This window comes from Desulfogranum aggregans (assembly GCF_055398265.1).
The window spans coordinates 2,123,724-2,138,152 of record NZ_AP042447.1; the positions used below are offsets into that span (position 1 = coordinate 2,123,724).

Sequence of the window (14,429 nt, forward strand, 5' to 3'; positions counted from 1 at the left end):
GAAACCTCAATTATGCTACTCACACGAATCTTTCCCTTTCTCGGCTGGTTTAAAGGCTATAATGCCAAAAACCTGCAAGTTGATCTCCTGGCTGGTTTGACGGTAGCCCTGGTACTTATTCCCCAATCGATGGCCTATGCCCAGTTGGCCGGTCTACCTGCCTATTATGGACTCTACGCTGCTTTTTTGCCGCCCATGGTAGCCTCCCTTTTTGGCTCCAGCCGCCAACTTGCAACCGGTCCGGTTGCCGTGGTCTCACTCATGTCAGCCGCATCGCTGGAACCACTGGCTACCGCCGGCAGCCCTGAGTTTATTACCTACTCCATCGTGCTTGCTCTGGTGGTGGGAATTTTTCAATTTTCCCTCGGGGTTCTTCGTCTGGGCCTGGTAGTTAATTTTCTTTCCCACCCGGTGGTCAACGGTTTCACCAATGCGGCAGCGATTATCATCGCCTCTTCACAGTTTTCTAAATTTTTCGGTGTATACGTCGACAAAGCACCCCACCACTACGAAACAATGATCAGGGTCGTCCAGGCTGCATTTGATTATACCCATTGGCCGACGCTTGCATTTGGTGCCGGGGCGGTGACCATCATGGTTGTATTGAAAAAAATCAACCCCCGTATTCCCAATGTCCTGGTGGCGGTAGCGATCACCACTCTTATCTCCTACTATACTGGTTTCAACAAGGATGCTACTGTCCCCTACCAGACCATTGAACTGGAAGGGATTGAGCAGACCATCACCTCTTTTAATCACAGCGTTGAAGAGATCAAACGACTGGGTAACGAACGTGCGGAAATCGGCAAGGAAATAGATGCCCTGAAGAAAACGGTCACCGGACATGGACCGTTTCTGGATATTATCAACCTGGAGAACCAAGTCACCATCCTAAGTGCGAAAATCTCCCAGGAAAAACATCACAGCCATGAGCTGCGTAAACACCTCCGTGACCTTAAGTTTGAAGCAGTTGTCGAAGCTGACCACTATACCTTTTATCCCAAGGAGCAGGTTCCGACCGGCATCACCACCGATGGCGGTACATGGAGGATCAAGGTATCCAACTCCCCGCTCAACCCTGAAGAGCTCAAAATGATGGGCGGCGGAGCCATTGTCGGAAAAATTCCAGAAGGACTTCCCACCCTGACCATTCCCCAGCTTTCCGTTAAATCCTTCTTAAAACTGCTGCCAACAGCCATCATCATTTCCCTGCTCGGCTTTATGGAGGCGATTGCCATTGCCAAGGCCATGGCCGCAAAAACAGGACAAAAACTTGACCCCAACCAGGAGTTGATCGGCCAGGGACTTGCCAATATCTTCGGCTCCATCGGTTCCTCTTACGCGGTTTCCGGATCGTTCTCCCGTTCAGCGGTCAACCTGCAGGCCGGAGCGGTATCGGGTGTTTCCTCGGTCGTAACCAGCATTATGGTGGTCATTACCCTGCTGTTCCTTACTCCACTGCTCTACCACCTGCCACAGGCTGTTCTGGCGGCGGTCATCATGATGGCGGTCATCGGGTTGGTCAACACCAAAGGCTTTGTCCATGCCTGGCATGCGCAAAAGCATGATGGTATCATTTCCATCATCACTTTTATCGTCACTCTGGCCTATGCACCGCACCTGGATAAAGGGATCATGGTAGGGGTCGCCCTTTCCATGGGTGTTTTTCTCTACCGTTCCATGCGCCCGGTTGTTGCCAAGCTATCCATGCACAAAGATGCCTCTCTGCAAAGCATGGAGCACTATCGTCTTCGTGGCTGCCGACACATTGCAGTTGTTCGTTTTGATGGCGCACTCTTCTTCGCCAATGCCAGCTACCTGGACGAACAGATCATTAAATTCCGTACCGAGATGCCCGACCTCCGCTACATCCTACTGGATGCCAGCGGAATCAATGATATCGACGCCTCTGGTGAGGAAGAACTGGCTCTGATCGTCTCCCGTATGCATGCTGCCGGCTTAGGCTTTGCCGTATGTAATGCAAAGGGACCGATCCTGGAGGTACTGGATCGCACCCATCTTTTTGAGAAAATCGGTGGTGAAAACTTTTACCCGACCACCAAGGATGCCGTTGCTGACATCATTTCCAAGGTCCACGACAATACCGATCTGCCGTCAGAAGGGTGTAAAAATTGCCCCTTGACCCAATACATCCCGCGCTAGTCCTCAGTCATTCGGGATTTTTTAGCAGCTGACGCTACACCCAACGGGCGCTTCTTTTGAGGCGCCCGTTTCTTTTACATCCGATCGGCCGGAATCCATATGCCTCAACGGTTTTCTCTGGCGGTTAGGTCTGTAGTCGATGAAAAAACTCAAGCATTTGCCGGCCTATTATCGTAATATATGCCGCTGGTGTAAGAAACGCCTTCCATACTGTGCTCCCACAGAAACTTCCTCTACGACAATGAACAGCAAATGAACCACTCACAAGGAGAACCCCACATAGCTGCCGATGCCGACTGCCTGCCTGCGGGGAGATGGTACCCGGCCAATCACCAGTATATTCTCAAGACAATGAACGAACTGTTTTCCACACCTGCCGGAAAACAGCCGGTTGCGGTCTTTGATTTTGATAATACCTGTATATTCCGCGATATTGGACAGGCCGTCTTTCGTCATCAGTTGCTGACCCTGCAATACAAGATCCCTCCCCAGCTCTTCACGTCCCTTCTGCCGGAAGAGCAAAAATCGCTTGCCGACAGGCCCATGCAGCAGATTGTCGATACCCTGTCGACACTTTACACCTCTCTCTGGTCATCAATACGAAAAAACAAGCAGCAAGACATTATCGAAACTACCACGCACAGGCAGTTCACCGCGCTCTTGCTCTGGTTTACCGAAAAAGCCCGCCAGGACCCAGCACTCGGGCCACGCTATGTCCTCCCGCTGATGGCAAAGCTCCTTGCGGGGCATACCACCGTCGAGTTACGTGCACTGGCGGAAGAGGTCATCGACTCGCTTGCCGAAGAACCATTGGAAACAGCAGCGGTTTCCGCAGACTTTGATGGGCCAATCGGTGGCGTAACCAGTTCCTATGCCTTGGGCCTCAGACCCTTTGCCGAAATGCAATCCCTGGTCAACTGGCTCACCGCCTCGGGCGTCCAGTGCAATATTATTTCCGCGAGTACGGACTGGCTGGTCAAGGCGACGGCAAAAAAACTAGGCTTTGCTGTTCATCCGGAAAACATCTACGGTATCAGGGTGGAACTTGATGACGGCGACGTGCTCAGTCATCGCGATCTTCCGGAGTATCCGGTGACCTTCAGAGAGGGGAAAGTGGAAGTGATTACGAAGTATATCGGCAAGACTCCCCACTTGGTGGCAGGGGATGCTGATACAGATTACGAGATGCTCACCCTTCCTCATGTACCTGTCCGGTTGATTATCAATCGCAACCAGACAGGTATCATCAGTTCCTTATACGGCGATGAGCGGTATCTCCTGCAGGGAATCGACACCAGCACCGGGCAGTTTCGACCGTCAACCGACACGCTCGGCGCATAAGAAAAGACAACGCCATCACTTCCGCATTGTGGCCGCAAAATCGAGCATTCGCTGAATGGGCAGTTTGGCCTTTTCGGCCAACTCCGGTGATACCAGGATCTCATTTTCACCGGTTTCCAGGACCCATGCCAGCTTCTCCAGGCTGTTCATCCCCATCCAGGGACAATGCGCACAGGTTTGACATGTTGCCCCTTCACCGCTGGTCGGTGCCTCGATCAGCGTTTTTCCCGGGGCCAGCTGCTTCATCTTATTAAAAATACCGGCATCCGTAGCCACGATGAATTTTTCATTGGGCATTGATTGCACAGCTTTGATCATGGCGGTGGTAGAGCCAACCACATCCGCCTGATCAACAATGGCTTGTGGCGACTCGGGGTGAACCAGCACTGCAGCATCAGGATGTATTTTTCGCATTCGTTCCAGGGCAAAGGATTTAAACTCTTCATGGACCACACAGGCACCTGGCCAGAAAAGCATTTCCACCCCGGTTAAACGCTGTACATAACGTCCCAGGTGTTTATCCGGCCCCCAGAGTATCTTCTCGCCCTTTTTTGCCAGGTGCTCTACAATGGACAGGGCTATACCGGAAGTGACGACCCAGTCAGCCCGGGCCTTTACCTCCGCGCTTGTATTGGCGTATACCACCACGGTATGATCAGCGTGTTTATCGCAGAAATCACTAAACAAATCGGCAGGACAGCCTTCATCAAGCGAGCAGGTGGCCTCAAGATCCGGCATCAACACCCGTTTCTCGTTATTGAGAATCTTCGAGGTTTCGCCCATGAAACGGACCCCACTGACCACCAACGTAGAAGCAGGGTGCTGGGTACCAAACCGTGCCATCTCCAGGGAATCGGCAACGCAGCCACCGGTTTCCTCGGCCAGATCCTGCAAGTCGCCGTCAGTGTAATAGTGGGCGACAAGCACAGCATCTTCCTGCTTGAGCAATCGTTTTATTTTATCCTTCAGCTCCGCCTTCTCTTGTGCAGATAGGGCCTTCTTCTCCGGATGAGCGGGAATATTGACTTCAGGTATACGTACATCGGCCTCTTTTTTGGGTAATGCGGTTTCCATAGTTCGTTTACTTCACTTACTTAATATATTGTTGTCATAACCTGTCATTCCCTGCACCTTCTTCTCCAAAGGCACGCCAGGAAAGAAAAAATGCCCCTTTTCCTGGCGGAGTATGAGAGGTTGCCGAGCAATGCCGAATACATGCCCCATGTTCCACTGGTACCAGCAGCGCACTTCAGGCAGTCCACCTGGGGTGTATACCTGCTCCTTTTCAACAATGCCAGCCTTAATGTAAATAATGTAATGCACTATATGCATTAAACCAGGTAATATACCACATTATGCAACCACTTTACCATTCTTCCTGTCAGCGGCTTCTCTGCTGGGTTTTTGATGTACATCGGTATCCAACAGCGATCATGCTCCTCATCATTGGCTGTTGTTTTCTTTTCCAGTGGGAAAAGCCTGCCTTTGCCGAGCAACCCACCAACCTCAACCAGCAGATAGTCGAGGCTCCTGCCGCCTCCATACCATCCGGTCAGGAGGTGGAGGAAACCATGGAAATGCTCTCTTCTCTGCTTGAGTTGCAGCACAGCCTCCAGGAACAGATACAGCTCACGCAGAAAAAATATAAACAGAGCAATTCAGAGACCGAAAAATCCAACCTTGCCCAGGAACTGGAGCAACTGGACAAGCAACTTTCCGAAACGTCCGCCGATTTTGAACGTATTGCCACCGGGGTCGAATCGGCTCTTTTTGTAGAAAAAAAGCCTGAAACCTTTCAATGGAAAGAAGAGCTGGCCAGTCTGGTTGAACCGGCAATCAAAGAACTCAAACGTTTTACCATCAGGGCCAGAAAAAAAAGCAGCCTCAAGGAGTCCATCAGCGAATTTTCCTCCCTCTCGCAAACCGCTCACCAAGCAGTAGCCCACCTTGAAGTCGTTCTTGAAAACGCCACTGACAACAAAATGAAAATGCAGGTTAAAGCCCTGCTCCCGGAATGGAAAAATATAGAAAAGCGACTGCAAAACAAACTGGAACTGGCACAGCTGGAACTCGACCAACTGCACCAGACTGAACGCTCGCTCGTGGAGAGTTCCCGCCACACCGTTCGCGCCTTTTTCAGAGACCGGGGATTCTACCTGATTGTCGCCCTGCTCACCTTTGTTGCGGTTTTGCTCTCTTGCCGCCTACTCTACCGTCTTTTCGTCTTTATTCTGCACAAGCTCCGCCAGTCGAAGCAGCGTTCCTTTCAGCTGCGTCTGCTGGATATCATCTTTCAGGTTGCCTCTATCGTTTTAGCTGTGGCAGGACTGTTTTTCGTTCTTTACCTTGCTGAAGACTGGTTCCTGCTCAGCATGGCCATTATCTTTTTTCTTGGCGTTTTCTGGACCATTCGCCAAGGCCTGCCCCGTTTATGGCAGCAAGGACGACTGATGCTCAATATAGGCTCGGTTCGTGAAGGCGAACGACTCGTTCTCTACGATGTTCCATGGAGGGTGCGCTCACTCAATGTCTTCTGCATACTGGAAAATCCCACCCTGGACGTCCAGTTGCGCATCCCCATCGAAAGCCTGGTGGGCCTCTCCTCTCGACCACACCACCATGATGAACCGTGGTTCCCATGTAAAAAAGGGGACTGGGTAGTTGTCGGCGGCGCTCCCCGGGGTCGCGTTGTCAGCCTTTCCCACGAACAGGTCGAACTGGTACAGCGGGGCGGCAAACGGGTCACCTACCCCACCCGGGTGTTTCTTGACGAGTGTCCGGTAAACCTCTCACGAAATTTTCGCCTTCGGGTGGTGTTTGGGGTCAGTTATTCTCTGCAGGAGCAGATCTGTTCATCCATTCCAGCGATCCTCAAAGAATACCTGCAACAGCAGATAGAAATCCAGGAGTGGGCAGAGCAGTGTCTCAATATTCGGGTTGAATTCTGCCAGGCCAATAGCTCCTCACTCGACTTGATCATCCTTGCGGATTTCAAAGGAGAACTCGCTGATATTTCCAAACGCATTGAACGCACGCTGAACCAGTGGTGCGTCCAGTGTGCTACGGAAAATGACTGGGAGATACCTTTTCCCCAACTCAGTGTGCACCTTCCCGTCAATACTCCGCCTCCGGTGCTTACAACAATACAACCAGCTCACACGTCCCCCCCTACTGGCTAATTGTCATGCATGTCTATCCATCAGAATTAGTCCCGCTCATTATCGAAAAATGGGAATCCTTGCGCGAAAAGAAGATGCAGCGGGCGGGTCACAGCCCCTTCCCCCCCCTGCCTGAATTGAAGGTATTGGAGGAAATGCTGTCCACCTGTTACCAGGTCAGCATGATGCGTGAAGAAAATAGACCGGTCTCCATCCGTCTCATCATTGCTTCTCCTGATATTTTTCCATCGGATAAAGGACCGCCACGGGGCTTTCTCCGCCTGATATTCTCTACGACCAGACCCTTTAATGAATATGAGCTGCGCCGACTATCACCAGCTGTTGATTTCGAACGATCACTGGTCGGCGTGGAATACACTAAAGAGGGAGAACTCCTTATCTGGGGGCTGATCAATTCGGGCACCAGATGGCTGCAAAGCGAACGAGGGGGAGCCAAACAGCCAAACCAGCTACCTGACTCATTGGTCGTCCATGTGCATGGCCCCGGCATGTTGACCGTCAGTTGCGGCATCAAAAACCTGGCCGTGCTCAGTGCCGGCAAGATTATCAACGCCTCTACCAATGTATTCCAGGCGGTGTGGATGAAAAAACTGTTTGCCGATGCCAGGGAAGAACTGCTTGCCGCCCATGAACGATTGCGTACCCACTCGTCCATGCCGATGGCTAGGATCGAAGAGGATTTTGTCGAAAAACTGCAGGGACAGATGCTCAAACGCATTATCAGTGTTGCCCGCATGGCCAACCATGGTGGCACCTTTCTTATATTTCCCGAAGATACCCCTCCGGGCATCGCAAACGACGAACACATCCAACTCAAATACCGGTTTGTCGAGGATGAAGCCATCGGTCGTCAGAAACGACTGTTTCTACGAATCATCGAGACGGTAACCACCGCCCTGGGCGACCCGAACGACCCGGATCGGCTGGTTACCTGGCACGATTATGTAGCCCTGCGTAATGAGGTCATCTATGATCTCGAAGAGGCGATTTACGAACACGCGCAATTTGTAGCCAGCCTGGCGGCCGTAGACGGAGCGGTTGTGGTTACCAAAAACGGTGCCATCGGTTTTGGCGGAATGATAGTCGGCTCGCTGGACCAAGTGACCGAGATAGCCTTGGCCAGCGATATAGAAGGAAAATTGGTAAGCCTGAACAAAATTGAAGGTTCAGGTTCTAGGCATCGTTCGGTCTACCACCTCTGCAATGCCTTGCATCACGCAATGGCCCTGGTGGTCAGCCAGGACGGCGGAGTGCAACTCGCCAAATGGAGAAACGGCATTGTGACCTGCTGGGACCTAACCTCAACCACTTTTACTGAGGACAATTGAGCGGGCATCCATACTGCTGAAAGAAGGATCAACCCCCTGCATGAACTGCAGAGGGCTGACCCACTTTTCCCTCCAAGGGCGCCGCACCTCTGCTGGAGAGCCGAGTAAACCTCGCAGCAACGCGACGAAAAACCCTAAGGGCAGTATACCTTCTACTCGAGTTCTATGGCCATTCCTGCGGCCACTTCCCGTTTCTTCTCATCGCCCATGAGCATGCCCAGCATTTCCAAACTGAACTCTACCGCCGTCCCCGCTCCCCTGCTAGTAACGCAGTTCTCGTCAGTCACCACCGTGGTTGCGGCATAGGCATCACTGGCAAGTTGATCGATAAATAGCGGATGGCAGGTGGCGTTCTTTCCTTCCAGCAGCCCGTGTTCCTTGAGGACAACCGCCGGAGAGGCACAGATCGCGCCGTACAGTTTCTTTTCTGCAGCCTGTTTTTTGAGGATCTCAGCCAGCACAGTTGAGTTACGGAGGTTCTCAGCACCCGGTATCCCCCCTGGTACAGCCACCAGGTCATAGGTTTCGTCAGCACACTCTTCAATCCGTTTGTCCGCCTCAATCTTGACATTATGCGAGGAAGTAATGACCAGTTCGTTTACCGACGCCGTGTCCACCTGTGCACCTGCTCGCCGAAAAACGTCTACAATACTGAGCGCCTCGACCATCTCTATGCCGTCTGCAAGGGGCACCAATACTTTAATATCCATTCTTGTACCTCGTTGTAATTAATGGGAAAGCCTGGATTTTTCCTCACCGATGCCGCAGACCGGAAAACCCACTGTTGCGGAAAATCGGTAAAGACCTCGTCTGCATGATAGTTCAACAAGAGCCGAGCAATTGCAAATAAAAAAAAGCAGCGATTGTGCCACTCCTCCGGTTTCGCTGTTCACCCGCCCTGCACCGTCCTCATTCGTTGCCATACAACCCACAGCACCAGGGAGCAGAGCACCGGGACAACCGTCATCATGCACAGGACAGACAACTTGTCGCTCCATTCGAGGGAGAAAAACCACATGGCAAGGGACCCGGTCAGGAAATAGGAGAAAACCATGAGCGATGAAGCGGCCCCGGCATCGCGATCAACCTGTTCAAGTATCAGGTTGCTGCCTCCCGGCCTGCAGAAGGAAAAAAAGAAGGTAACCACGAACATGGGGCCGGTCAGGCGCCACGGCATGGGTAGCGCAGTACAGAGAAATCCCAAGGATGAGATAGCCATGCCCAGAAACGCCAGCGGAATCATGCGGTGCGGGTCATAGCGACGCGCCAACCTGGAAAAAGTCAACGGCGCAAAAACAAAAGCCATGGCATTCAGGGCAAAAAAGTAGCCAAACTGCCGCTCATCGTACCCCATTCGGGTTATATACAGATCAGATGACCCGGCAATAAAGGCAAATACCGGCATGCCGAAAATAGAGAGAGCCGTTAACAGCAGCATATACGGCAGGTTGGTCAACAGCCTGCCATAACTGGCAAAGGCCAGCAACACCCCCTCTGTCCTCCTTTCCTGTAGAGGGAGAGAATCGTCCATCAACCACACCCCGGCAAGGGCCACCACCGCCATGCCGGCCTGCAACAGGAACACCCATTGCCAGGAAAGCAACTCCATCACCCATGCCCCCAGGACAGGTGCAATCACCGGTGCAGCGGCAACAATCACCCCAATCTGCACAAATACACGTTGCCGCTGGGCACCACTGAACAGATCCTTGCAGATGGCAAACACAATGGCAGAGGCCGCTGCCGCGCCGGCACCCTGTACCACCCTGGAAACAATCAACATGTGCACATTCATGGACATGGCGCACAGCAGACAGGCGACAATGTAGAGGACAATGCCGGTCAACAGCGGCGGACGGCGCCCATACTTGTCCGAAAGCGGCCCATAGAGCAGCAGGCATCCGCAATAGGTGACAAAAAAACCTACCAGGGTCATGTTTACCATGACCAGCGGCTGCTGCCACTCTTTGACCAGCAGAGGGATGGCCGCCAGATACATGTCGGTGGAGAGCGGGGGAAACGCCGCCAACAGGGAAAACAGGAGTATGGGCCAGGAGATTAACTTCAACGATGCCTCGCAACAGGGAAAAAATATATCTCCACCTGATGAGTTTTGGTTCACCTGGCAGAAGACATTGCCATATGCCGCTTGAACGCATTCCGAATCCACGCTGTGCGCAGCATGCAGCAAAAAAAGCACCAACCCTACAGTGAAGGAGGAAAAAGATAAACAACAGAATGGGGCATGCACATGAAAACAGCCGTGATCCTGAACAGAACTGTAACCTTGTCTGGATTCGTCCCGCCGGGACAAACACGCATGCTCGGCAAGCGGAGGCCCCTCCGAAAGGGGCTCCAGGTCCTGGTCATCCCTGGTTCATCGCGGTGGCCACACAACAACACAGGTCATTTCGCCGATACGGTTTGGGCAGGACTTCGCAAAATCCGTGCTCCCGGTAATGGGCCAGTACCGGGTCATTGGAATACCCACTGGAAACAATGAGCCGGGCCTGTGGATGAAATTTTCGAATCTCCCTGGCCGCTTCCTTTCCCCCCTTGCCACCAGGGACAGTGAGATCCATAATCACCACATCCGGTGGTGAAGCCGCCTCCTGCATCTGGTGGTATATGGCGATGGCCTCGTCACCATCCTTTGCAGTGGCGACCACGTAGCCCTCCTGCTGGAGAATTTCGGTTACCAGGCGACGTATCATCTCTTCATCGTCCATGACCAGAACACATTTTTTTCTTCTATCATCATCTTTAAGCGGAGCAACAGGGAGTGGTTGCTGCTCCGGCAAATGCGTTGCTGCCGGTAGATATAGATGAAAGGTCGTTCCCTGGCCGGCAGTGGAGTCAACGGTAATGGTGCCGCCGTGATTCTTTACCACTGAGTGACATATGGCAAGCCCAAGCCCCTGCCCTTTTTTACGGGTGCTGAAATAAGGGTCAAAGATTTTTTCCTGATGCTCTGGCGGTATGCCCTCTCCTTGATCGCTAATGGTAAGGTGCACATACTTGCCGGGCAGCAGCAGAGAATCACCCTCTCCCTCAAGCAGGTGGTGATTGGCAGCAGTTATGGTCACTACCCCGCCGTGGCTCATCGCCTGCACCGCATTGCTCACTATATTCTGAAAAACCTGCGACAATTGCGAGCTGTCTGCCTCCACAGGCCAGAGGTCGGGAGCACAATTATAGATTAGCTCAACTTCGGCCTCTCCGATGGCCAACCGTGCCGCTTCTGCGGGCAAGGAAGCCAGGGAAATGCTTTTTTTCACCGGCTCCCCTCCCCTGGCAAAGGTGAGCAGTTGCTGGGTCAGGTCCGCCGCACGGACAGTCGCCTTATCTGCTGCCTTCAGATAGCCGCGAACCTTACTGCCTGCTTCCAGGGTGGAGAGGGCAAGATGAATGTTTCCCTGGATACCAAAAATAATGTTATTAAAGTCATGTGCCAGCCCACCTGCCAGGACACCGATGGATTCAAGCTTTTTCATTTTGAGCATTTCCGCTTCCATTCTCAGGGTATCGCTGATGTCCCTGAAAACGACTACCGCACCATAGACCTTTCCATCGCGTCCCTTAATCGGCGCCCCGCTCAAGGCTACATGTTTCTCTTGCCGATCTCTGTGGCTGACCAGGATTACGTCCTCCTGCTGGTAGCTGCCATCTTCAATCAACTGCTTTATCAGGTGCTGATCACTCTGTTCTCCCGCCGGTGACCTGATCATGAAGACATCTTGAAAGTGGGTTCCTCTGGCTCGGCTCTGCTGCCAACCGGTCAACTCCTCACCGATATTGTTCAACAACACTACCCGACCGTTCTCATCGGTCGCGATAACGCCTTCGCCGATACTGCGCAGGGTGACTGCCAGTCGCTCCTGTTCTTCTTCCAGGGCCTGGACGGCAACTTTGCGCTCGTGTATATTTCTGGCCACGGCCAGCAGGTACTGGATTTCACCAAATGCTGTCAGCTTAAGCGATATCTCCATCCAGAAGGTATCCCCGTTCACTTTTTTTCCCATCCATTCGAAAGTCTGCGGTCCCTCGTCGATCACTTTTTTTATTTTCAACTGCCCATCCCTGAAGGAATATGGCCGCGTTGCCGGCAGGAGCTCCTTGAGCTGCATCTGCATGGCCTGAGAATAGGAACAACCAAACATCTCCAGCATGCCCCTGTTCACGTCGGCAATCGCACCGGTCTGTGCATCAATAAGCAGGATGGCATCTGTCGGCGTATTAAAGATTTCGCGGTAGCGCATTTCACTCTCAATCAGCGCCGCTGTTGACTGCTTTCGTTGCCTGATCTCTTCCTTGAGCGTCTTGTTCTGCCGTTCGATATCATTGATCTGCCTTTTAATCGCATCCTGCATGAGCCCAAAATGACGGGTCAGGTCACCCACCTCATCACGACGATCACTGGTCAGCTCAATATCCAGGTCTCCCTCGGCAATCGCCTTGGAGGCCTTGGTCAGTGTGATGATGGGCATTACTGCGCGGTAGAGCAAAAGGGACATAACCACCAGGGCCACCAGGCAGATAAAAACAAGCAGGCTGCTGATTTCCCGTTTAAATTGACTGACCTCACGGTATTTGTAATGTTGTGGAGCCGTAAACAACACCACCCACTCCCACGAGGGAAACGACCGAAACACACACCATTTCGGCCCCTCCTGCTCATGGACATAGTCCAATTCTCCTTCGGTCTGGTTTAAGATGGCCTGCACATATGCTTTGTCAGCCAAAGACATATCGCCGGCCGGCAGGGTGGGATGAAGGACTATTCCGCCTTTGTAATCGAGTATTACAGGGTATTCAGGGGTAAAATTCGTATGATAAAAACTGGATGCAACAGACTGCAGCGCCAATTCCTGAAACCCCTGCTTGTAGGCGTCGACCAGACCGGTCTCGGCCAGCTTATCATTATTGAGCTCAAGGATGGAAAGGATGGTGGTCAACTTATCGGTGTAGATAATCTCCTGTTCGGTATCAACAATTGTTGTCAATTTTTTTTCACCGAAATAGAGAACAACCGCCCAGGTCACCACAAAGGTCGCGGCAAGAACACTCAAGAGACGAATAAAAAGAGACTGATGCTTTATCATCATTCTACCAGCATAGCTTGATCAATCATCTGCATTGGAAACGTGATGCCAAGGCGTTTTGCCAGCCGCATATTCAGATACATTGTGGCCGACTTATTGAAGGCAATGGGTACAGATGCGGGTGCTGCACCCTCCAGAATACGTAATGCCGTTTGCGCAGCCCACTGACCTTGCTCCTCGGGCATGGTTGCCAAGGAGATGAGCGCATAGGAAGCCATCCATGTGTCCCAGTTGCCGGTGGGTACCCGTGTCTTTTCATGGATCAGTTGCCGCGCGGCCTCGGCATCCCAGTCACCGAGCGCAGCGGCATTACCGATCAGCAGCATATCGCACTCCTGCTGAAGACGGAGGTACTCCTGTTTCCACTGGGGGAAGGAGCCAACAAAACGTTTATCCAGCGTCCTGCCGATAGACTGTTCAAAATATGCGGCTTCCTTTCGGGCAGAGGCATCATCGCCTTTGAGAAAGGCTATTCGATCGCCCTTGGCGTATGGACGCAGGCTGTTAAGTAACTGGCCGATGAGCTGGACCTCAATCATGCCAGTCACATTGTCGGCTGGAAAACCATACTCGTCCGCACTCCAGTTTATGCCGCAGAAAACAACGGGAAGTGCACTCCCGACCAGGTGGGGAGCCACCAGGTACCTGGCAGCATTGTCATCAGAGATGATCAACAGGTCCGGTCTCCAGGTTTCTATTGTCTGCCTGGCCTGGAAAGCTGCTGTGGTAACAGAGGTTTCGTCAGCATTGCGTTTACTGTCCATGTAGATTATTTTCAGTTCAACCGTCCCTTGCTCAGTAGACAGGACCATACCCTGCTGATCGAGCATTACCTGAAAATAATCAGCTATGGATGCGGTTATGCCTCTGGTCCAGGGAAACTGATAATGGTAGGAGTTGACCAACAGTATTTTTGGGCGCTGTGCTACTGTAACGGTAGTGGTCGTGGTTGAAGAGGGTTGTTTTTTCTGGTCGTCAGGGGGGGAACAGCCAACGCACAAAAGCAGGATGCCGAAGGCCAGGCAAGAGGAGAGCAGTGCGGTGAGAAAAAACTGCCGTCTGTCGGGTGCTGAGAAGTGAACCAGAACTACATTCGCCATAAAGGGTATACCTAGTGGCCCAAGTGCGTCACAACAGGTGGGACCATGAGCTGATAACAGCAGGCCGAAGCTATAGGATAATTGTGCATCGACGCTACCGAACTTCTCTTATATATTCCAACTTTCAACAAGAAAAGCAAGCAGGAGAGCACCTCAAGCCCTGGGTATGGAGTGATAGGTCATCATTGACTCAACCACCTTTCCTGTCAGCCGACA

The 14,429-nt window shown here is 52.3% G+C and carries 9 protein-coding genes; 4 read left to right on the forward strand and 5 right to left on the reverse strand.

All coding sequences use genetic code 11. The features are described 5' to 3' along the window. Positions 1 to 12 precede the first annotated feature (12 nt). Complete coding sequence (locus ACZ52Z_RS09530) at positions 13 to 2,163, forward strand: SulP family inorganic anion transporter (RefSeq protein ID WP_464270504.1); 2,151 nt, start codon at positions 13 to 15, stop codon at positions 2,161 to 2,163. A 252-nt stretch (positions 2,164 to 2,415) separates the two neighbouring features. Beyond that, positions 2,416 to 3,504: a haloacid dehalogenase-like hydrolase gene (locus ACZ52Z_RS09535; protein WP_464270505.1), complete on the forward strand. Its 1,089-nt coding sequence runs from the start codon at positions 2,416 to 2,418 to the stop codon at positions 3,502 to 3,504. Between the two features lie 15 nt (positions 3,505 to 3,519). Here ACZ52Z_RS09535 and nadA read toward each other — a convergent pair whose 3' ends face one another. After that, the gene (gene nadA / locus ACZ52Z_RS09540; RefSeq protein WP_464270506.1) at positions 3,520 to 4,578 is read right to left on the reverse strand and encodes a quinolinate synthase NadA; all 1,059 of its coding nucleotides are present in this window, start codon (positions 4,576 to 4,578) and stop codon (positions 3,520 to 3,522) included. A 281-nt stretch (positions 4,579 to 4,859) separates the two neighbouring features. Between nadA and ACZ52Z_RS09545 the strand changes: the two genes are divergently transcribed. Next, positions 4,860 to 6,683 (forward strand): hypothetical protein, encoded by a 1,824-nt coding sequence (locus ACZ52Z_RS09545; RefSeq protein ID WP_464270507.1) that lies wholly within the window; start codon positions 4,860 to 4,862, stop codon positions 6,681 to 6,683. Between the two features lie 5 nt (positions 6,684 to 6,688). Then, a complete protein-coding gene (locus ACZ52Z_RS09550; RefSeq protein ID WP_464270508.1) occupies positions 6,689 to 8,011 on the forward strand; it encodes a putative sensor domain DACNV-containing protein in 1,323 nt (440 codons plus the stop codon). A gap of 152 nt (positions 8,012 to 8,163) precedes the next feature. On the opposite strand, the gene ACZ52Z_RS09555 is transcribed toward ACZ52Z_RS09550, so the two are convergent. The 4 genes from ACZ52Z_RS09555 to ACZ52Z_RS09570 form a co-directional block, all read right to left on the reverse strand. Beyond that, the gene (locus tag ACZ52Z_RS09555) at positions 8,164 to 8,721 is read right to left on the reverse strand and encodes a DJ-1 family glyoxalase III (RefSeq protein WP_464270509.1); all 558 of its coding nucleotides are present in this window, start codon (positions 8,719 to 8,721) and stop codon (positions 8,164 to 8,166) included. Between the two features lie 179 nt (positions 8,722 to 8,900). Beyond that, entirely contained in the window at positions 8,901 to 10,079 is a 1,179-nt protein-coding gene (locus ACZ52Z_RS09560) for a multidrug effflux MFS transporter (protein ID WP_464270510.1), read from the reverse strand. A gap of 298 nt (positions 10,080 to 10,377) precedes the next feature. Further along, a complete protein-coding gene (locus ACZ52Z_RS09565) occupies positions 10,378 to 13,116 on the reverse strand; it encodes a PAS domain S-box protein (protein ID WP_464270511.1) in 2,739 nt (912 codons plus the stop codon). After that, complete coding sequence (locus tag ACZ52Z_RS09570; protein ID WP_464270512.1) at positions 13,113 to 14,213, reverse strand: ABC transporter substrate-binding protein; 1,101 nt, start codon at positions 14,211 to 14,213, stop codon at positions 13,113 to 13,115. Before ACZ52Z_RS09570 ends, ACZ52Z_RS09565 begins: the two co-directional genes overlap by 4 nt. Positions 14,214 to 14,429 lie beyond the last annotated feature (216 nt).